The following is a 20241-nucleotide window of genomic DNA, read 5'->3' as shown; positions in this document are numbered from 1 at the left end:
CCCGAGTTCAGCCGAGTTCGGCCAGCGCCCGTCGTACATCCTCATCGTCCGGCGCCAGCTCGCGCGCCCGCCGCAGGTCCGCCCGCGCCCGCTCCGAACGCCCGGCCATGCGCAGGGCGAGCGACCGGTTGAACAGGACCTCCGCGCTCTCCTCCAGCTCGATCGCCCGGGTGAGGTCCGCGATGGACGTCTCGTGGTCGCCCTCCTCGAACGCCAGCGCCCCCCGCCCCGCCCAGACCGCCGCCAGCCGGGGGTCGCGGCGCAGCGCCGAGTCATACGCCTTGCGGGCCTTCACCCGGCTCCCCTGCGCGGCCTCGACCTGGCCGAGCACGCACAGCAGGTACGGATTGTCCAGGTCGCGCTCGGCGTCGGCCCGGGCCCTGTCCAGCTCGTCCAGCGCCACCAGCAGCCCGGCCCTGTTGACGTAGGCGTCGGTGAAGCCGGGATCGAGCTCGATGGCGTGGTCGAGGTCGGCCAGCGCGCCCGCGAGGTCTCCCCGGGCGTAGCGGATCTCCGAACGGTTGTAGTACGGCTCGGGGAAGGGCGGTCCCACCCGCATGGCCGTCTCGTAGTCGGCCAGCGCCTCCTCCAGGCGACCGAGCCGGTGCAGCAGATTGCCCCGGTCGAGGTAGGGATCGGCATATCCGGGGTCGGCCGCGATGACCGCGTCGAGGTCGGCCAGCGCCCCTTCGGCATCGCCCATCAGGGCGGTCAGCTGGGCACGGTTGGCGCGCAGGACGGCCTTGTGCACCGGATGCCTGCCCGGCTCCAGGTCGCGTTCGGCCAGCTCGATGGCCTGCTGGACGAGCCGTAGCGCGACCTCGGTGTTGCCCCTGCGTACCTCGATGAGCGCCTTGCCATTGAGGTCGAAGCCCAGGTGGAAGGCGCGCTCGCGGCGGTCGGGCAGCAGCGAGGTCAGGGCGACCGCCTCGTTGATCCAGGCCATCGCCTCCTCCGGGTCGCGTTCGCCCGGATCGTGGTGCCTGACCAGCAGCATCGCGGTCGCGTAGGCGGCCGTGGCACGGTGTTTCGGGTGCGCGCTCACCCGCCTGGCATGGTCGAGCAGGGCGCGGGCCGCCTCCTCCCGATCGAGGGCGGCCAGCGCGGTGGTCGTGCGGTGCAGCAACCGCCACCACTCCTCGCCGTCCTCCGCCAGCGTGGGCAGCAGTGCCGCACCGGCCTCGGCCATGGCGTGATGGAACCCCTCGTCGCGGTAACGGTCGAGATCCACATCCCGTACGGGCACTCCGCGCGGGCCCGGCACCTCGAACGCGGGGTCCTCGAGGGCGATCGTGAGCAGTTCGGCGGGCACCCGGCGACGTAGTACGGCCACCAACTCGATGTCCGTCGGGTCCGCCTCATGCGCGTTCGTCACCCGCACGGCCAGCGGACCACGGACGCTCAGGTGGTCACGGACGAACTCGGCGAGCCCGTTGGCCAGCCGGAGCGTACGCAGCCGGCCCGGCACCAGGATGCGCTCGTCCTGCGGCAGCCGGTCAACCAGCGAGACGCGACCGGCCGGGACGGAGACACGCAGGCCGGGAGCCGCCGCGAGGATCTCGATGTCGTGTGCCGCGACCAGCCCCGGCGCCGCCTCCGGGACCAGGAGGCCGAGGAGATTGGCCGCGAGCGTGTAGGGACCGTTGCGCCGACGATCGGCGTCAAGTGTGATCTCTGTCAAAGGCGTCCCCCGGATCACCCGCCGAGGCCGGGGTCTCCACCCAGACACCGGCCCAGCCCGATGACAGATCAGGCGGCGTGCTTCGGCGTCGCGGCGCCGGTCAGTTTGACGGTCCCGGGTCTGTGGACGACTACCTTCTTCATGGGTGCTCTTTTCGATCTATAGCTGAGGACCGCTCAATATCAACACGGCCTCGGCCAAACGACAACCCATTCCCCGGTAAGCCGTATTTCCATTTCATTTTGCGTTTTCGTCGCCGAGAATCGCGTCGACGAACACCTCCGGATCGAACGGCGCCAGGTCGTCGGGGCCCTCTCCGAGCCCGGCCAGCTTGACCGGAACCCCCAGCTCACGCTGGACCGAGATGACGATGCCGCCCTTGGCCGTGCCGTCGAGCTTGGTCAGTGCGATGCCGGTGATGTTGACCACCTCGGCGAACACCTGGGCCTGCCGCATCCCGTTCTGGCCGGTGGTGGCGTCGAGGACGAGGAGCACCTCGTCGACCGTGGCCTTCTTCTCGATGACCCGCTTGACCTTGCCCAGCTCGTCCATGAGGCCGGTCTTGGTGTGCAGGCGGCCGGCGGTGTCGATGATGACGACGTCGACCTTCTCCTCGATGCCCCTGGCCGTCGCGTCGAAGGCGACCGAGGCAGGATCGCCGCCCTCGGGCCCGCGTACGACGTCGGCGCCGACCCGGTCGCCCCAGGTCTGGAGCTGTTCGGTGGCCGCGGCCCGGAAGGTGTCCGCCGCGCCGAGCACGACCTTCTTGCCGTCACCTACCAGCGAGCGGGCCAGCTTGCCCGTGGTGGTGGTCTTGCCGGTGCCGTTGACGCCCACGACGAGCACGACGGCGGGCCGCTCGCCGTGCTTCTGGATGTGCAGCGTACGGTCCAGGTCGGGGTTGATCTGGGCGAGCAGTTGCTCCCTGAGCAGCTTGCGCACCTCCGCGGGGGTGCGGCTGCCGAGGACCTTGACCTTCGTGCGCAGCTCCTCGACCATGGCGCGCGTCGGCGCCACACCGACGTCGGCGGTGATCAGGCTCTCCTCGATCTCGTCCCAGACGTCGTCGTCGAGACGGTCGCGGGACAGCAGCTCCAGCAGGCCGCGCCCGAGCGCGCTCTGTGAGCGGGCCAGCCGGGAACGCAGCCGCACCATCCGGCCGGCGGACGGCGGCGGCACCTCGATTTCGGGCACGACGACAGCGGGTGGCGCCGGAGGCGGGAGCGTGGTGGTCGCCCCCTCACCTTCCTCCGCGCTGGGCGCCGGACGCTGCTCGGGGAGCGTGGGCGTCTGGGGCGGCTTGGGCGGCTCGACCGGCGGCGCGGCCTTGCCACCCGGCCTGAACAGCAGGAAAAGGCCGCCGGCCGCCAACAGGGCGACGACGACCACGATCACTATGACGCCGAGATAACCATCCACAACAGGTCAGTTTTCCAGATCGACCGGCATGCTGATGACCCGCGCCGCGCGGTCGGGGCCCATCGGGCCGGGACGAGGTCAGGCGGACTCGCGCTCCCGGAGCCGCTGGCTGACCACCTGAGTGACGCCGTCGCCGCGCATCGACACGCCGTAGAGGGCGTCGGCGATCTCCATCGTGCGCTTGTTGTGGGTGATGACGATCAGCTGCGAACTCTCCCGCAGCTCTTCGAAGAGCCTCAGCAGGCGCTGCGTGTTGGTGTCGTCGAGAGCCGCTTCGACCTCGTCCATCACGTAGAACGGGGACGGCCGCGCCTTGAAGATGGAGATCAGGAACGCCACCGCGGTCAGCGACCGCTCACCGCCCGACAGCAGCGACAGCCGCTTGACCTTCTTGCCGGGCGGCCTGGCCTCGACCTCGATGCCGGTGGTCAGCATGTCGGTGGGCTCGGTCAGCACCAGACGGCCGTCACCACCGGGGAACACCCGGGTGAAGATCTGCTCGAACTCCCGCGCCACGTCCTCGTAAGCCGAGGTGAACATCTGCTCCACCCGTTCGTCGACCTCCTTGACCACCAGCATGAGGTCGCGCCGGGTCTTCTTGAGGTCTTCGAGCTGCGAGTTGAGGAAGGCGTGCCGCTCCTCCAGCGCCGCGAACTCCTCCAGGGCCAGCGGGTTGACCTTGCCGAGCTGGTTCATCTGCTTCTCGGCGATCTTGGCCCGCTTCTCCTGCTCCTCGCGTACGTAGGGGATGGGCGGGTCGCCGGGGACCGGGGCCTCCGGGCCGTACTCGGAGATCAGTGACTCCTGCTCGACGCCGAACTCCTCCAGGGCGCGCTGCTGGAGCTGTTCGAGGCGGAGGCGCTGCTCGGTGCGGGCGACCTCGCTGCCGTGGACCCGGTTGACCAGCCGGTCGAGCTCCTGGCCGAGCTCGCGTACGTGCAGACGGACCTGCTTGAGCTCGGCGTCGATCGCGACGCGGGCCAGGTCGGCCTCGTCGCGTTCGCGGGCGGCGAGCTGGATGGACGCCCCCAGGGCCCTGAGCACCTGCTTGGCGCCCCTGCTCACAGCCTCGGCCACCGTCGCCTGCTGGCGGCGCCTGGCCCGCTGGGCGGCGGCCTGGGCACGCTCCTGGCGCTCGCGCTGGGCGGCCCTGATCAGGCCGTCGGCCCGGCCCTCGATGCCCTTGACCCGCTCCTCGGCGGTACGGACCTGCAGGCGGGTCTCCATCTCGCGCTGCCTGGCGACCTGGCAGGTGCCGGCCAGGTCGTCGCGGAGCTCGGTGGTCGGCTCGGTCTCCAGCTCCTGCGCGTATTCGGCCTCGGCCAGCCGGATCTCCAGCTCGGCCAGCTCCTCCAGGCCCTCGGCGCGGGACTCCTCGGCCGTCGTGACGTTCTTGGCGAGGCGCTGAGCCTCGTCGCGGGCGGCGTCGGCGGCGGCTTCGAGCTGGGCCAGCCGCTTGGCCGCCGCGGCGTTGCGCTGGTCGGCCTCGCGCTGCCGGGCTCTGACCTGGTCGAGTGTGCTCTGGGCGGTGTTGACCCCGGCCTGGGCGGTGCCCGCGGCGGACTGCGCCTCGTTGACGTGGGTCTGGGCCGACTCCAGGGCCAGCTGCGCGGCCTGCTCGGCGGCGGCGGCCTCGTCGAGGGCTTCGGCGGTCTCCTCGGCCCTGCCCTCGGCCTCCTCCAGGTCCGCGACAGCGTCGTCGAGCGCCGCCCGCACCTGCAGCACGGAGGTGCCGCCCTCGGAGCCACCGCTGGCCAGATGGGCGCCGACGAGATCGCCGCCCCTGGTCACGGCGCGCAGCCCGGGATGGCTGTCCACGATCGCACGGGCGGCATCGAGGTCGTCCACGACGACGACGTCTGCCAGGACGTGGTCCAGGGCGGCCCTGAGATGCTCGGGCACCGTCACCAGCGCCGCGGCCCACCGACTCCCCTGCGGCGCCGCCCCGCGAACCCGATCCGCGGCCTGCCTGTCGAGACCAGCCGCTGCGGCCTGTCCGTTGGTGTGCGCCACCAGGAGTGTCGCCTGGCCTGCCTCCTTGACGCGGAGCAGCTCCAGCGCGGCGAGCGCGGTGTCCACCGTCTTGACGGCGATGGCGTCGGCGATGGGCCCGAGAACGGCCGCGACAGCCGGCTCGGCGCCCGGGGTGACCTGCATCGACGCGGCCAGGGGACCGAGCACCCCGGCCAGGTCGGTCTCGAGGAGGGCCGCACCACCGTCGCCCTTGGCCAGGCCGAGCTCAAGGGCCTCGCAGCGGGCCCGGAGGGCGGCCACGGTCTGCTGGGCCTTCTGGTCGGTGGCGCGAGCCGTGCCGATGCCCGATCTGGCGGCCTGGAGGGCGGCTCGCGGCGCGTCGAGCGCGGACTTGGCCTGCTCGACGGCGGCGCGGGCCTCGTCGGCCGCCGCCTTGGCCTCGTCGACCAGCGCCTGGGCGGCGGCCAGCTCCGCGGCCAGCGCGGGATCGACGGCGGGCTCCTCCAGCCGCCGCGACTCCAGGTCTTCGCGGGCCTGGCGCTCCCGCCCGGCGGCCTCGGTCACGGCGCGGGTGAGGCGGCCGATCTCGTCCTCGGCGGCGCGCGCCCTGCTGCGTACGGAATCGACCTGGCCGCGCAGTCTGGCCAGGCCCTCGCGCCGGTCGGCGGCGGCCCGGGAGGCCATGGCGAGCCGCTGCTCCTCGGCGCTCAGCTCGGCCTCGGCCTCGGCGCGCCGCTGGACCGCCTCTTCCAGCAGGTCCTGGGCGTGCTCCAGCTCGGCCTGGAGGATCAGCTCGTGTTCGCGGGCCTCGGCCGCCTCGCGTTCGAGCTCCTCCGGATCGCGCCCGCGCCGCTCGATGGCGGCCGCGTCGAGCGCGTGCCGGTGCCGTTCGGCGGCCAGTTGTTCGAGGCCGGTGATGCGTTCGCGCAGGGAGGAGAGGCGGAAGTAGGTCTCCTGGGCGGCGGTCAGCCGGGGCTGGGCCTCGGCCTCGGCCGTCTCCAGGGCGGCCTCACGCTGCTGGCCCTCAGCCAGCTCGGACTCCACCCTGGTGCGCCGGGCCAGGATCGCCGCCTCGTCGGCCGCCTCGCGCTCAAGAGTCACGCGCAGGACGCACACGTCGTCGGCCAGCAGGCGCAGCCGGGCGTCGCGCAGGTCCGCCTGGATGACGGCGGCCTTGCGGGCGATCTCCGCCTGGCGGCCGAGCGGCTTGAGCTGGCGGCGCAGCTCGGTGGCGAGGTCCTGGACACGGGTGAGGTTGGCCTGCATCGCGTCGAGCTTGCGGAGCGCCTTCTCCTTGCGTTTGCGGTGCTTGAGCACGCCCGCGGCCTCTTCGATGAACGCCCGCCGGTCTTCGGGGCCCGCGTGCAGCACGGCGTCGAGCTGGCCCTGGCCGACGATGACGTGCATCTCGCGGCCGATGCCCGAGTCGGACAGCAACTCCTGGATGTCGAGCAGGCGGCAGGTGTCGCCGTTGATGGCGTATTCGCTCTGGCCCGACCGGAACATCAGGCGGCTGATCGTGACCTCGGTGTAGTCGATCGGCAGCGCGCCGTCGGTGTTGTCGATGGTCAGCGTCACCTCGGCCCGGCCGAGCGGCGGCCTGGAGGAGGTGCCGGCGAAGATGACGTCCTCCATCTTGCCGCCGCGCAGCGACTTGGCGCTGTGCTCGCCCATGACCCAGGCCAGGGCGTCGACCACGTTGGACTTGCCGGAGCCGTTGGGGCCCACGACACAGGTGATGCCGGGCTCGAAGCGCAGGGCGGTCGCGGAGGCGAACGACTTGAAGCCGCGCAGGGTGAGGGTCTTCAGATACAAGACCACGCCCCCTTCTCCCTGAACCGAGCTTTCGCGAGGAAAGACTACTTGGTGTTCACTGCCCTGCGAGGGCGTGTGCAGTCAGGGCTAGCGCAGGTTGGGCAAAGGAGGGATAAAGTTCGCTGAATATCCGCAAAATAACAAGGGACGCCTCTTCGAGACGTCCCTGGGTCGTGCGCTCCGGCACCCTTAGGTAAGTGCCGGCTCGCGCTCTTGCATACGGCTGAGCGCCTCGTCGCGGGTTTGCGCCGCAAGAGCGTCATTCGTGGCCTGGAGTCGGATGAGTTCTGCCTCCAAATCCCGGATCCGCTGTTGCAGACGGCGCATCTCCGAGACCATTCGAGGGTCAGGACCGCCGACGTGGCCGAGTAGAGCCTTCGCCATGGTAAAGGGTCCTCCACGCTGAGTGACCAGACTGGTTCGCGCACTTCTTATTCCGCGGGAGGGGTGCGCGTGGTACCTAACAAGAGTCGCACCGGCAGTGTGGGCGGTCAAGTCGAACGGGCCGCGTAGACCATCCCCCGGGCACTCCCGACATACAACTATACCCTATTTGGGCGGTTAAACGAAACCCCTCACCGCTCCACAAACCCCCCCAAACTACCTCGGGCTTCGCTCCAACGTTCCACCACTCCATCAACTCTGCCCGGCGTGTCGCAACCTCTGAGCAGCCCTAGGAGCTTGACGCAGGCCTCTTCGGAGCCTTCCATCACGACTTCCACCCGGCCGTCGGGGGTGTTCCTCGCCCACCCCGTGAGTCCGAGCTCCAGCGCCCGCGCGCGCGTCCACCATCGGAAGCCCACGCCCTGCACCCTCCCCCTCACCCACACCGTCAGCCTCACCATTGGGATCTCCCCTTTTTCCTTTGCGGCTCCGTGACCGCCGCACGAGGCTTCCGGTGCGGCGGGCCGGGCACCGTACCTCATTCTCCAAACCATCCATTACGGCCGGCCCGGTGGGCCCCACCCACCGCACGGGGCCGGGGCCCGTCCAGGGGCACGCTCCTCCGGTGGAGACGGCCGGGCGCCGCTACGTGCGCGCTCTTGACCGTCTTCTTCGGACCAGCTCAGCGGGGCTTCCGCTGGCAGGTCGGGCAGCTGTAGGACGAGCGGTTCATGAACGGGTCGCGCCTGATCGGGGTGCCGCAGCGGGAGCAGGGCTGGTCGCGTCTGCCGTAGACCTCCAGGGAGCGCTCGAAGTAGCCGCTCTCCCCGTTGACGTTGACGTAGAGGCTGTCGAAGGACGTCCCGCCCTGCAGGAGGGCGGCGCCCATGACCTGGCGGACGGCGGCCAGGAGCTCGACGATCTTGGGGCGTGTGAGGGTCTGGGTGGGTCGTGCCCAGTGGAGTTTCGCCAGCCAGAGGGCCTCGTCGGCGTAGATGTTGCCGACTCCGCTGATCAACGACTGATCGAGCAGGGCCCGTTTGATCTCGGTCTTCTTCTTGCGGAGGTTCGTCGCGAACGCGTCGGCGTCGAACGGCTTCTCGAACGGATCGGGGGCGATGTGCGCGATGGGCGCGGGAATGCCCTCGACCAGAGGGGTCAGCATGACGTGGCCGAACGTTCGCTGGTCCACGAAGCGGAGATCGGCGCCGCCATCGGTGAAGCTGAGCCGGACTCGCAGATGCTTCTCCAACGGCGAGTCGGGCGGCACGACGAGCAACTGGCCACTCATGCCCAGATGGGCCAGGAGCGCCTCCTCGTCGCCCGAGAGCGGCAGCCACAGGTATTTGCCGCGACGCTCCGCCGAGAGCACTGTGCGCTCTCTCAGGCGCGCGGAGAACTCCTCCGAGCCCGGCACGTGGCGTCTGGTGGCACGGGGATGGAGCACTTCGGCCGAGGCGATCTCCCGGCCGGCCACCCATTCGGCGAGGCCGCGGCGGACGACCTCGACCTCCGGAAGCTCTGGCACCTAGCCCGCCGGCTGGCTCTCGCGCTGCTCGCGGCGGGCCCTGATGCGGGTCCACGCCGCCTCGGCCGCCTGCTGCTCGGCCTCCTTCTTGCTGCGTCCGTTGCCCGAGCCGTAGGACTCGCCGCCCACCCGCACCTCGGCGGTGAAGGATTTGGCGTGGTCGGGGCCGCTCTCCTCGACGTGGTATTCGGGCACGCCGAGCGCCTCGGAGGCGGTGAGCTCCTGCAGCGAGGTCTTCCAGTCGAGGCCGGCGCCCAGCGACGCCGAGCGGACGATCAGCGGATCGAACAGCAGGTGCACGACCCGGAACGCCTCGTCCAGGCCCTTGTCGACGTAGACGGCGCCGATCAGCGCCTCCAGCGTGTCGGCCAGGATCGACGACTTGTCGCGGCCGCCCGTGCCCTCCTCGCCCCGGCCGAGCCGCAGGAACCGGCCCAGGCCGAGCGTGCGGGCCACGTCGGCCAGGGCACGCATGTTGACCACCGCGGCCCGCAGCTTGGCCAGCTGGCCTTCGGGCAGGTCGGGGTGGTTGCGGTAGAGGGTGTCGGTCACGACGAGGCCGAGCACCGAGTCGCCGAGGAACTCCAGGCGCTCGTTGGTGGGCAGGCCGCCGTTCTCGTACGCGTAGGAGCGGTGGGTCAGCGCCCGCTCCAGGATGTCGGCACCGAGGCCGACCAGCAGCACCCGCTCCAGCTCTTCTCTGGCGACCTCGACGGCCACCGGCTTAGGACCTGCGCCCACGTGCTTCCTCCTCGGACATCTTCACAAGGCGCGACGGCTGCGGAAGATGCCCGAAAACGTGGTGGGCGTCGGGGGGACTAGACCCCGGCGTCCACCACGGCCGCGGGCGAACCGCCACCGCACGCGTCAGACGGTAACGCCGACCGGGGCACCATGGCACCCGGTCGGCAGTGCGTCAACCCTTTGAGCGGTCACGGTCCGCTCACCAGGCGGTGCGATCAGGCGGACGGCTCGATCACCTGACGGCGGTTGTAGGTGCCGCAGGTCGGGCACGCGATGTGCGGCTGCTTCGGCGAACGGCACTGCGGGCAGCTCACCAGGGCGACAGCAGTCGTCTTCCACTGGGAGCGACGGGCGCGGGTGTTGCTCCGCGACATCTTTCGCTTCGGGACGGCCACGTCACTTCTCCTGATCGTTATCGTTCTCGGTAACCAGACCTTGCAACGACGCCCATCGGGCGTCGATCTTCTCGTGCCGGTGATCATCGCCGGCCTCGGCCAGCTTGACCCCGCATTCCGTGCAGAGACCCGCGCAGTCTTCACCGCAGACGGGACTCAGCGGCAGTGCGAGCACCGCCGCGTCGCGGAACGTCGGCTCGAGGTCGAGCAGCTCGCCGTCGAGCAGCGAATCCTCCTCCGAGGCGTCCTCGTCGGAGTAGAAGAACAGCTCCTGCAGGTCGACCTCGATCTCCGAGGTGACCGGGTCCAGGCACCGCGCGCACTCCCCGGCGAGCGGGGCCTGCGCCGTGCCCGAGACGAGCACGCCTTCCATCACTGCTTCGAGCCGGAGATCCAGCTCGACTTCGGCGTCCTTGGGGACACCGATCATGTTGACGCCGAGATCCACCGGTGCCGGGAGGGACAGGGTCATCCGCTTCATCGAGCCCGGTCGCCTACCCAGGTCGTGAGTGGAGATCACCCAAGGGGAGCGGGGGTCGAGGTGCTGAGTCATCTGCTCTCGCTAGGCATGGCGAAATTATCGCCGTCGTACAAGGCCGAAATGAAAGGATAGCAGGTCGGCGTCAGCTCCTGAGCCGCTCGATGAGGAGCTCGTGGACCAGGTCAGGCACCAATCCGGACACGTCACCACCGTATCGAGCGATCTCTTTGACCCGGCTGGAGGACAGGAAAGAGTATTCGGGATTCGTCGGCATGAACAGCGTCTCAACCCCGGACAACCGGTAGTTGAGCTGCGCCATCTGCAGTTCGTAGTCGAAGTCGCTGACCACCCTGATCCCCTTGACGATCGCGGGGATGTCGTTCTGCTTGCAGAAGTCCACGAGCAGGCCATGGAACTTCTGGACCTTGACGTTCGCGTACTCCTTGGTCACGGTGTGCAGGACCTCGATCCGCTCGTCGACCGTGAACAGGCCGCTCTTCTCGAGGTTGATGAGCACTGCCACGGTCACCTCGTCATACAGCCGGGCGGCCCGGCCGATGATGTCAAGGTGACCGTTGGTGATGGGGTCGAACGACCCCGGGCAGACAACGCGGCGCAAGACGCCTCCCCAGGTCTACGGGTTCCCGGCGGCGCGACCGTACCAAACGGACGCTTCGCCGTAGCGACGGACCCTCTCCTCAACGTAGCCTTCAGGCCACACGAGGGACTTTCCCCTGCTTTCCCGCTCGAACGCCACCAAAGCCCCATCGGCCAACCAGCCGTTGTCGCGCAGGGACTCCAGCACACGTGTGACCTCACTGTCGGTGACGGCATAGGGAGGATCCGCGAAAACTATCCCGTATCCACCGTCCTCGGGCTTGGCCAGGAACCGCTCCACCTTGTCGGCCACCACCCGGGCCCCGTCCAGCGCCAGCGCCTCGACGTTCGCCTTGATCGTCCGGACGGCCTTCGGGTCGGACTCCACGAGCACCGCGCACTCCGCCCCCCGGGACAGCGCCTCCAGCCCGACGGCCCCCGAACCCGCGTACAGATCGATCACCCGGGCCCCCTCCAGCCCGTACAGGGAGTCGAGAGTCAAGAAGATCCCTTCTCGCGCCCTGTCACTGGTCGGCCTCGTCCCGCGCCCCGGCGGCACGGCCAGCCGCCTGCCACCCGCGCTCCCCGCGATGATCCGAGTCATGCGGGCCATTGTTCCGCATGTCCACGCAGGTCAAGAGTGGACAAGTGTCGGCCTCGAGTACGCAAGGGTGATTCCCATCGTGGGGAGGGTCTCGCATGATGGGTCCTGCGGCCTTCAAGGTGACCCAGTTGAAGGCCGACCGGCGTGATCGTGAGCCCTTCCGCACGCCGGTTCCCTCGGCACCTGACCCGAGGGTGGGCCCAGCCGGGGACGGCATTCGGGGGGAGGCCGTCCCCGCGGCTGGGAACTCTATCAACATCAAATTCAAGGGCTTTTTTTGTTTTTACGGCACGGCCGGGTCGGCCGCCACCCGCCATACGTGGCTGAGGGCCTCCAGGAAAACGGCCGCTGAACCCGCACATGGCCGGGCGCCGTTACGTGCGATTCTTACTCGGATTCCGTGGACTCAGGTCTTCTCCAGGTACTCCGCTTTTTCGTCTGCCAGTAGACGATCTATCTCCGCGCGCAGGGCGTCGTTCGAGGTCAGCCTTGGGTCGTCTGCCAGGAGGGCCGAAGCGTCTTCTCTCGCTGTTTCTATGACGTCCTCGTCGCGGAGGAGTTGGAGCAGCTTCAAGGACGAGCGCTTGCCTGACTGGGCCGCGCCCAGGACGTCGCCCTCGCGGCGTTGTTCGAGGTCTACGCGGGACAGCTCGAAGCCGTCCAGGGTGGCCGCCACCGCCGCCAGGCGGGCTCGGGCGGGGGTGCCCTCGGGGAAATCGGAGATCAGGAGGCAGAGGCCGGGGAGGCCGCCGCGGCCTACTCTGCCGCGGAGTTGGTGGAGCTGGGAGACGCCGAAGCGGTCGGCGTCCATGATGATCATGACTGAGGCGTTGGGCACGTCCACGCCGACCTCGATGACCGTGGTGGCGACGAGGACGTCGAGCTCGCCGCGGGTGAAGGCGCGCATGATCGCGTCCTTCTCCTCCGGCGGGAGCTTGCCGTGCAGGACGCCCAGCCGGAGATCGTGGAAGGGCCCCTCGGAGAGCAGCTCGGCCACGTCGAGGACGGCCAGCGGCGGGCGCCGCTCCTCGTCGGACGACGGCGGCGCCTCCAGGTCCCCCTCGTCGCCCTCCAGATCGCCGATGCGGGGGCAGACGATGTAGGCCTGCCGCCCGAGTGCCACCTCCTCGCGGACCCGCTCCCAGGTGCGCTCCAGGAAGTGCGGCTTCTCGGCGGCGGGCACGACGTGAGTGGTGATGGGCGCCCGGCCCGAGGGCAGCTGCGACAGCGTCGAGACCTCCAGGTCGCCGAAGACCGTCATGGCGACCGTGCGCGGGATCGGGGTGGCGGTCATGACCAGCACGTGCGGACGTCCGCCGCCGGCCTTCTCGCGCAGCGCGTCACGCTGCTCCACGCCGAACCGGTGCTGCTCGTCGACCACGACCAGCCCCAGGTCGGCGAACTGGACGTGCTCCTGGAGCAGGGCGTGCGTGCCCACCACGATGCCCGCGGTGCCGGACGCGGCGTCGAGCAGCGCGGACCTGCGCGCGGCGGCGCCCATGGAGCCGGTGAGCAGGGTGACGGCCGTGCCGCCGAACATGCCGCCCTGCGCGAGGTCGCCCAGCATGCCGCTGATCGAGCGGTGGTGCTGCTGGGCCAGCACCTCGGTGGGCGCCAGCAGCACGGCCTGGCCGCCCGCGTCGACCACCTGCAGCATCGCGCGCAGCGCCACCACGGTCTTGCCCGCGCCCACCTCGCCCTGCAGCAGCCGGTGCATGGGGTGCTCAAGCGCCAGGTCGGCGGCGATCTCCTCGCCGACGAGCGCCTGCCCCTCGGTCAGCGTGAACGGCAGCCGCCCGTCGAAGTCGGCCAGCAGGCCGTCGGCGCGCCGGGGGCGCGGCCTGGCGGGCCACGCGGTCGCCGCCTGCCTGCGCTGCAGCAGCACGGCCTGCAGCACGAACGCCTCGTCGAACTTCAGCCGCTTGCGCGCCCGCTGCATGTCGGCGAAGTCCTTCGGCCGGTGGATGGCCACCAGCGCCTCGCCCAGCTCCTCCAGCCCGCGACGGGCCCGCAGCGAGGCGGGCAGCGGATCGTCGAGGGGCCCGAGCGTGTCGAGGACCACGCCGATCGCCCGCCTGATCGCCCACGGCGTCAGATCCTTGCCCGCCGGATAGATCGGGACGGGCGCCGCCGCGAAGTCCTCGGCGCTCGCCTCGCCCTCCTCGAACAGCTCGAACTCCGGATGCGACAGCTGCCAGCGCGGGTTGGTCCTGGACCCGAACAGGCCCACCTTCCCGGCGAACATGCCGCGCCGCCCGGGCTTGAGCCGCGACTCGGCCACGTGCGAGCCCTTGCCGAAGAACGCCAGGTAGATCTTGTTGCGCCCGCCGTCGACGACCTCGGCCTCCAGCCAGGTGCCGCCGCGGTTGCGCATGGGCTTGCGCATCAGCCTGGTGACCTCGCCCACCACGGTGACGTGCTCGTCGACCTCCAGCGCGTCGAGCGAGGTCAGCTCCCCGCGCTCGGCGTAGCGGCGTGGGTAGTGGCGCAGCAGGTCGCCGACCGTCTCCAGGCCGAGCACGCTGTGCAGCAGCTTGGCGGTCTTGGGGTCGAGCGCTTTCGTCAGGGGCTCGTCGAAACGGCTCACGGGACTATGTTCTACCGCTTGCGGCCGACAGGAATCATTCGACACCGATGAGCAGCGGGTAACCGCCCTGTTCTCCGTCGTAGACGACCAGGTCCACGTCGGGCCTCCCGGCCCCGAGGTGCGCTTCGACGTGCGCGGCCAGCCGTACCGGCGCGTCGGCGCCCGTGACCAGGGTGACCAGTTCGCCGCCGCCCGCCACCATCCGGTCCACGACGAGCGTGGCCACGTCCTCCAGCGTCTCGCCGATCACCGACACGTCGCCGTCGATCAGCCCGAGCACGTCGCCGGGACGGCACACGCCCGCGCTCGTGACCGCCTCGCGGTCGGCCACCACCAGGTGGCCGTGGCGCGTGTGCCCGGCCGCGTCCGTCATGGCCACCACATCGTCGTCGAAGCGGCGCAGCGGATCGTGTACGGCCAGCGCGGCCAGACCCTGCACGGTCGCCCTGGTGGGCAGCACGCTGACCACGACGCCGTCCTCGCGGGCGATCTCGGCCGCCGCGGTCGCCACCGCCCCGGCGCCCTCGTCGTTCGGCAGCACCGTCACCTCGCTGCCCGCCTCCCGGATGGCGGCCAGCATCGCGGGCAGCGTGGGCCGCGTACCGGGATCACGGCGCACCACCACCGCGCCGCACTCCTCGAACAGCGCCGCGATCCCGTCACCCGCCGCGACCGACACCACTCCCCTGCCCGCGCTGGCCCGGTGCGTACGCTCGGCCAGGTAGGTGATCCTGATCCGGTGCGGCCGGCCCGCGCGCAGCGCCGCCTCGACCGCGGGACCGGCCTCGCCGACATGGACGTGGACGTTCCACAGGCCCCCGCCGCCGACCACCACGAGCGAGTCGCCCATCGCGTCGAGCTCCGCGCGCAGCTTGGCCACCGCGTCGTCGTCGGCGTCGAGCAGGTACATCACCTCGTAGCCGGCGCCCACCTCGGTCATCGGCGAGATCCGCGCGGTCGGCGCGGGCACGTCGTAGCGGTCGCTGTGGGAGTCGGTGATCACCCGTTCGAGCGACTCCAGGATGATCGCCAGCCCGGCGCCGCCCGCGTCCACGACGCCGCTGCGGGCCAGCACGTCGAGCTGTTCGGGCGTGCGCCGCAGCGCCGCGCGCGCCGCCCCGGCCGCCCGCCGCGCGACCGCCGCGAGGTCTCCCGTCACCTCCTGCACGGCCCGCGCCGCGGCCTCCAGCACGCTCAGCACGGTGCCCTCGACCGGCCTGGCCACGGCCTCTCTGGCCAGGCCGGCCGCACGCAGCAGCCCGGCGCGCAGGTCGGAGCCGTCCTTCAGCACCTCCGCGAGCCCGCGCAGCGCCTGGCTGACGATGACCCCCGAGTTGCCCCGGGCGCCGATCAGCGCGCCGTACGAGAGCGTCTGCCACATCACCGCGGCGTCCACGTCCTCGGGCAGCGCCTCGACCGCCTCGGCCGCGGAGAGCATGGTCAGGTGCAGGTTGGTGCCGGTGTCGCCGTCCGCGACCGGGAACACGTTGAGCGCGTCGATCTCCGCCCTGGCGCCGCCCAGCGCGTCGGTGGCCAGGCGTGCCCAGCGGCGTACGGCGGGCGGGTCGAGAACCTCCATCTGCGCGCTCCGACCTCCCAGCATGCGCTACCGTTCATGGAGGAGGATATCGCCGCATTTGGGCTCGTCTAGTGCTCGGGTTCGCGCCCAGTGGTGCGGATCGGATATTCTCGTCTGGCTGGCCGGGTGTCCCGGCATGCCCTTCGCCCGGAAAGCATCAAGCGGACAGGGCTACATCGACTGTTTTAAGGAGCGATACCGTGGCTTCCGTCTGCGATGTCTGCCGCAAGGGGCCGACCTTCGGCAACAACGTGTCCCACTCGCACCGCCGCACCCGTCGTCGTTGGAACCCCAACATTCAGACGGTCCGCGCGGTCATCGGCGGCACGCCGAAGAAGCTCAACGTGTGCACCTCGTGCATCAAGGCCGGCAAGGTCACCCGCTAGCCGGTTCCGACTTTCGCCAAAGCCCGCCTGCTCGGTTCCGAGCGGCGGGCTTTCGCCATGTTCGGTGTCGAGCACGGCGGGGGCGGATTCAGCGCCAGCGCCAGGCGTGGTCGACCGGGCCGATGCCGTCGCCGAGCGGGAAACCACTGGCGATGGCGCCCGTCACGTACTCCTTCGCCTTGCCCACCGCCGTCGGCACGTCGTCCCCCAGCGCGAGGCGGGCGGCGATCGCCGAGGCGAGCGTGCAGCCCGTGCCGTGCGTGTGCCGGTTGTCCAGGCGCGGGGCCGAGAAGCGATACTCGCTCGTGCCGTCCGTGAGCAGGTCCACGGGCTCGCCGGGCAGGTGACCGCCCTTGATCAGGGCCCAGGTGGGGCCCAGCTCCAGGATGGCGTCCGCGGCGCGGCGCAGGCCGTGCTCGTCCTCGACCTTGACCGAGGTGAGCTGTTCGACCTCCCACAGGTTGGGCGTGACGACGGTGGCGACCGGCAGCAGCCGCGTCCTGACCGTATCGACGGCCTCGGGCGCCAGCAGCGGGTCGCCGTGCTTGGACACGCCCACCGGATCGACCACCACCGGCGCCGGGTACGCGCCGAGCACCTCCGCCACGACCTCGACCAGTCCCGGCGAGGCCAGCATGCCGGTCTTGACCGACTGCGCGCCGATGTCGCCGAGCACCGAGTCGAGCTGCGCCCGTACGGCCTCGGGCGGCAGCTCCCAGTAGCCCTGGACGCCCAGCGAGTTCTGGGCGGTTACCGCGGCGATGACGCTCATGCCGTGGACGCCCAGGGCGAGCATGGTCTTGAGGTCGGCCTGGATGCCCGCGCCGCCGCCGGAGTCGGATCCGGCGACGGTCAGCACGCGTGGAGGGGTCGTAACCGTCATATCGCCCATCCAACCATCTGGCCGATTAGTTGACGGCGCACTCCCCACCGACCAGGCCGCAGTTCACCGGTGCGGCGCCGCGGCCCGTGGCCGAGATCGTCAGCTGGGTGGAGCCGCCCGTGTCGAGCGACTCGGACAGATCGATGATCAGCTGATCGCCGTCCTGCGTCCACCCGGCGCCCGTCACGTCCAGGACCCGGCCGCGAATGGGCAGGGAGACCGTGAGCGACGGCAGCGTCTCCGCGGAGGCGTTGACGACGTCCAGGTGCGCGGTGTAACCCACGAGCCCCTGGTTGACCACGTCGAAGTTCAGGCTCACCGACTGGCCGCCCGCGGGGTTGGTCGTGACGGTGGACTGGGGATCCACGGGAGCGCCCGTGTTGGGGTCGGTGATCGTCGTGGACTCCTCGGTCGGCTCCGTGAGGCTCTCCGTGGGGCTCGCGACCGGCTCTCTCGTGGGCCTGACCGGATCCTTCGTCTTCGTCTTGGTCGGCGTCGGCGTCGGTGTCGGGGAGGCACTACGGCGTGGCGTGTGCACGTTGACCGTGGCCGACGGCTTCGGGGTGTCCGCGGGCTTGCTCTCCTTCTCGGTCGGCTCGTCGGAGGGCTCCTCCGTAGGCTCCTCCTCCGGGGCCGACTCGGTGACCTTCGGGCCGGGCTGGTTCGAGACCTGTACGGCGGCACAGGTGGCGCCGGCGCACTTGGCCGGGTCGTCCGAGGAGCTCATGAACTTGACGCCGGCGACGGTGCCGCCCAGAACGACGGCCACGGCGGCGACCGAGAGCAGCGCCACCTTGCCCCGCCCGCCACTGGATGGTGCGGCGAGCATGTCGGGGTCGGCGGCCGGCTTCTTGCGGCCGCGGCGCCGGCGCGGCTCCGGCTCGTCGAGCGGCTCGTCCGAGGACCAGCCCGAGCCGAGGAAGCCGTTGTCGGCGTTGTCACCACTGTCCGCCCAGGCGGGCGTGGGCGCGTCGACCATGGTCGGCGCGCCGTACACCTTGATGTCGCCCGGCGCGGGCGGGTCGTTCGGCGGCGGCCCGAACGCCTCGTTGGAGCCGAAGACCTGGGTGGCGCCGAACGGCTCGTTGAAGTCACGCGTCTCGTTCGAGGAAGGCTCCCCGGCGAGGCCGGGGACGTCCCACTGCGGACGCGTGAAGGCGCCGGTCGTCTCGAACGGCCCATCCTGACGGTTCGGGCCGCCCGCTGGAGGTTGCTGCGGTTGGTTGAACGCGCCTTCGGGGGGTAGGAAGGCCCCCGTGGTCTCGGTAGGCCCTTCCGGAAACGCGCCCGGCCCCCCAGGAGGGCCTGCGGGCCGCGTGAAGGAGTCCTCGGGACGCATGAACGCACCCGGAGCCCCCTCGGGCCGGGTGAAGCTCCCTGCGGGGCCTTCCGGGCGTGTGAACACGCTCGCGGGTTCGGAGGACGACTCCGGGGGCCTGCCCGCGGCCTTCGACCGCGGCGGCGGCGCGAACGCGCCCGTCGTCTCGAACGGGTCAGGCCGTGCGTCGGGAGCCGGTCCGGCCGGGGCCGGTCCGCCTTCCCGTTGCGGCATCGGTGCCCACTGACCCGTCACCTCGACCTGGTCCGGCGGCGAGGGCCAGCCTGGCGGCTCGGCCCCTTGCTCGTCCGGGCCCCAGAAGGCGCTCTTGGCGGTCGGATCCGGGACGGCGGCCCACCTCGCGGCGGGGTCGGTGGTGAACCTGAGGTCCTGAGAGTCGTCGGAGCCCTCGTCCCCCCATTCATCCTCGTCGTCGGATCCACCTGTGCCGTGGCGGCCCATATGGCTGCCCTTTCTGCCGGTTACAGTGGCCGCCAATCTTCATAACACCTTTACTACGGCTTTGTCCCAACATTCCCCGTAGTCACACCCCAAATCCGCCAAATCTTACACAAATCGCGCCAGAATGTCACGCAAAGTGATCCCATCCGGCATGACCAGTTTCGCGGCCTCGGACGACCACGCCCTGACCTGCGATGATCTCTCCCACGATCCGCCACGAAGGCGGGAGCACCACCTCTGCGGGGAAGACCGCCGCGAGCGCGTGATCCTCGCCCCCACCGAGGATCCAGTCCAGCGGATCGGCCCCCAGCTCCTTGGCCGCCGCCGCCACCGGCTCCCCCACGACGAACGCGGCCGGGTCCAGCTCGACGCGCACGCCACTGGCCGCCGCGATGTGCCCGAGGTCCTGAAGCAGCCCGTCGCTCACGTCGAGCATCGCGGCGGCCCCCAGCTCCGCCGCCTCGGGTCCCGCGGAGTAGGGCGGGCACGGGCGCCGATGCGCGGCCACGGCCTCCCAGAGCGCCTCCTGCGACGGGGAGAGGGGCATCCCCTCCGAAGCCACCCACCCGGACTCCAGCAGCGCCAGCCCCGCGGCGGCGTACCCGAGACGCCCGGCCACGGCCACCACCTGCCCCGGCCGCGCGCCCGACCGGGTCACCGGCGCCCGGCCGCCCAGGTCGCCGAGCGCGGTCACCCCGATGACGACCAGCTCGCTGCGTGCGATGTCGCCGCCCACGACGCTCGCCCCCACCACCGCGCACTCCTCGCGGAAGCCGTCGGCGAGCGCGTCGAGCCACTCGACGGGCAGGTCCGGGGGCATTCCCAGGCCGACCACGATGGAGGTCGGCACGGCCCCCATGGCAGCCACATCCGAAAGGTTCTGAGCTGCGGCTTTACGACCTACGTCGTACCCGCTGGACCAATCGCGGCGAAAGTGCCTACCCTCGAGTAGCAGATCCGTAGACACCACTACGCGTCCGTCGGGCGCACTGACCATCGCGGCGTCGTCGCCGGGACCGAGCAGCACCGTCGCACCTTGCGGCAATCGTCCGGAAATACGAGACACCGCTCCGAATTCGCCGAGATCTCCGACTGTGATGACGCACCTCCTGACGCACACAGGGTACGGTGGCCCTTCGGCGTGATCGAATCGCCCGGGAGGACGTAATGGTGCAGGCCTACATCCTTATTCAGACCGAGGTCGGCAAGGCCGCGAGCGTGGCCCTCGAGATTTCCGGCATCCCGGGAGTCACACAGGCGGAGGACGTCACCGGCCCCTATGACGTGATCGTGCGGGCGGAGGCCAACAACGTCGACGAACTGGGCAAGCTGGTGGTCGCCCAGATTCAGGCCGTGGAGGGCATCACGCGTACGCTGACGTGCCCGATCGTGCACATCTGAGGT

General features: G+C 70.6%; 18 protein-coding genes. 2 read left to right on the top strand and 16 right to left on the bottom strand.

The genetic code is table 11. The features are described from left to right. Positions 1–7: 7 nt before the first annotated feature. From ACGFNP_RS41410 to ACGFNP_RS41350, 13 genes are all read right to left on the bottom strand, one after another. On the bottom strand, positions 8–1681 hold the full coding sequence (locus ACGFNP_RS41410) for a tetratricopeptide repeat protein (protein ID WP_358323109.1): 1674 nt from the start codon (positions 1679–1681) through the stop codon (positions 8–10). 237 nt (positions 1682–1918) lie between these two features. Continuing rightward, entirely contained in the window at positions 1919–3100 is a 1182-nt protein-coding gene (gene ftsY / locus ACGFNP_RS41405; protein WP_358323112.1) for a signal recognition particle-docking protein FtsY, read from the bottom strand. A gap of 78 nt (positions 3101–3178) precedes the next feature. Then, positions 3179–6889: a chromosome segregation protein SMC gene (gene smc, locus ACGFNP_RS41400; RefSeq protein WP_358323582.1), complete on the bottom strand. Its 3711-nt coding sequence runs from the start codon at positions 6887–6889 to the stop codon at positions 3179–3181. 189 nt (positions 6890–7078) lie between these two features. Continuing rightward, entirely contained in the window at positions 7079–7273 is a 195-nt protein-coding gene (locus ACGFNP_RS41395) for a hypothetical protein (RefSeq protein WP_090938435.1), read from the bottom strand. A gap of 191 nt (positions 7274–7464) precedes the next feature. Then, the gene (locus ACGFNP_RS41390; RefSeq protein WP_219530425.1) at positions 7465–7740 is read right to left on the bottom strand and encodes an acylphosphatase; all 276 of its coding nucleotides are present in this window, start codon (positions 7738–7740) and stop codon (positions 7465–7467) included. A gap of 215 nt (positions 7741–7955) precedes the next feature. Further along, on the bottom strand, positions 7956–8801 hold the full coding sequence (mutM, locus tag ACGFNP_RS41385; RefSeq protein ID WP_393328219.1) for a bifunctional DNA-formamidopyrimidine glycosylase/DNA-(apurinic or apyrimidinic site) lyase: 846 nt from the start codon (positions 8799–8801) through the stop codon (positions 7956–7958). Continuing rightward, entirely contained in the window at positions 8802–9521 is a 720-nt protein-coding gene (rnc, locus tag ACGFNP_RS41380; RefSeq protein ID WP_358323588.1) for a ribonuclease III, read from the bottom strand. A gap of 239 nt (positions 9522–9760) precedes the next feature. Further along, positions 9761–9940 carry a 50S ribosomal protein L32 gene (gene rpmF / locus ACGFNP_RS41375; protein ID WP_033409409.1) on the bottom strand — a complete coding sequence of 60 codons (180 nt, stop codon included), beginning with the start codon at positions 9938–9940 and terminating at the stop codon, positions 9761–9763. Position 9941: 1 nt separating this feature from the next. Then, positions 9942–10388, bottom strand: coding sequence for a YceD family protein (locus ACGFNP_RS41370; RefSeq protein ID WP_358323117.1), 447 nt, complete (start codon positions 10386–10388; stop codon positions 9942–9944). A 175-nt stretch (positions 10389–10563) separates the two neighbouring features. Next, entirely contained in the window at positions 10564–11040 is a 477-nt protein-coding gene (gene coaD / locus ACGFNP_RS41365; RefSeq protein ID WP_219530151.1) for a pantetheine-phosphate adenylyltransferase, read from the bottom strand. Positions 11041–11055: 15 nt separating this feature from the next. After that, positions 11056–11622, bottom strand: a complete 567-nt coding sequence (gene rsmD, locus ACGFNP_RS41360) for a 16S rRNA (guanine(966)-N(2))-methyltransferase RsmD (RefSeq protein WP_358323120.1) — start codon at positions 11620–11622, stop codon at positions 11056–11058. A gap of 406 nt (positions 11623–12028) precedes the next feature. Beyond that, on the bottom strand, positions 12029–14209 hold the full coding sequence (recG, locus tag ACGFNP_RS41355; protein ID WP_358323123.1) for an ATP-dependent DNA helicase RecG: 2181 nt from the start codon (positions 14207–14209) through the stop codon (positions 12029–12031). A gap of 34 nt (positions 14210–14243) precedes the next feature. Beyond that, complete coding sequence (locus ACGFNP_RS41350) at positions 14244–15788, bottom strand: DAK2 domain-containing protein (RefSeq protein ID WP_393328215.1); 1545 nt, start codon at positions 15786–15788, stop codon at positions 14244–14246. A gap of 200 nt (positions 15789–15988) precedes the next feature. On the opposite strand from ACGFNP_RS41350, the gene rpmB reads away from it, so the two are divergent. Further along, positions 15989–16174, top strand: coding sequence for a 50S ribosomal protein L28 (gene rpmB / locus ACGFNP_RS41345; protein WP_049556934.1), 186 nt, complete (start codon positions 15989–15991; stop codon positions 16172–16174). Between the two features lie 88 nt (positions 16175–16262). On the opposite strand, the gene thiD is transcribed toward rpmB, so the two are convergent. The 3 genes from thiD to ACGFNP_RS41330 all read right to left on the bottom strand — a co-directional run bounded on the left by thiD (position 16263) and on the right by ACGFNP_RS41330 (position 19957). Continuing rightward, positions 16263–17066, bottom strand: coding sequence for a bifunctional hydroxymethylpyrimidine kinase/phosphomethylpyrimidine kinase (gene thiD, locus ACGFNP_RS41340; protein WP_358323128.1), 804 nt, complete (start codon positions 17064–17066; stop codon positions 16263–16265). Between the two features lie 16 nt (positions 17067–17082). Then, on the bottom strand, positions 17083–18873 hold the full coding sequence (locus ACGFNP_RS41335) for a hypothetical protein (RefSeq protein ID WP_393328212.1): 1791 nt from the start codon (positions 18871–18873) through the stop codon (positions 17083–17085). Between the two features lie 91 nt (positions 18874–18964). Next, positions 18965–19957, bottom strand: a complete 993-nt coding sequence (locus ACGFNP_RS41330) for a thiamine-phosphate kinase (protein ID WP_358323134.1) — start codon at positions 19955–19957, stop codon at positions 18965–18967. A gap of 47 nt (positions 19958–20004) precedes the next feature. On the opposite strand from ACGFNP_RS41330, the gene ACGFNP_RS41325 reads away from it, so the two are divergent. Further along, positions 20005–20238: an Lrp/AsnC family transcriptional regulator gene (locus ACGFNP_RS41325; RefSeq protein ID WP_219530137.1), complete on the top strand. Its 234-nt coding sequence runs from the start codon at positions 20005–20007 to the stop codon at positions 20236–20238. Positions 20239–20241: the final 3 nt, after the last annotated feature.

It is taken from the genome of Nonomuraea sp. NPDC049269 (assembly GCF_043197155.1).
Lineage (GTDB): Bacteria > Actinomycetota > Actinomycetes > Streptosporangiales > Streptosporangiaceae > Nonomuraea.
This window is presented reverse-complemented; position numbering and strand designations above follow the sequence as displayed.

Excerpts from the sequence above, each read along its gene's own strand:
- ACGFNP_RS41395 (WP_090938435.1), bottom strand. The coding sequence starts at position 7,273 with ATGGCGAAGGCTCTACTCGGCCACGTCGGCGGTCCTGACCCTCGAATG.
- rsmD (WP_358323120.1), bottom strand. The coding sequence starts at position 11,622 with ATGACTCGGATCATCGCGGGGAGCGCGGGTGGCAGGCGGCTGGCCGTG.
- ACGFNP_RS41350 (WP_393328215.1), bottom strand. The coding sequence starts at position 15,788 with ATGGAGGTTCTCGACCCGCCCGCCGTACGCCGCTGGGCACGCCTGGCC.
- thiD (WP_358323128.1), bottom strand. The coding sequence starts at position 17,066 with ATGGGCGATATGACGGTTACGACCCCTCCACGCGTGCTGACCGTCGCC.
- ACGFNP_RS41325 (WP_219530137.1), top strand. The coding sequence starts at position 20,005 with ATGGTGCAGGCCTACATCCTTATTCAGACCGAGGTCGGCAAGGCCGCG.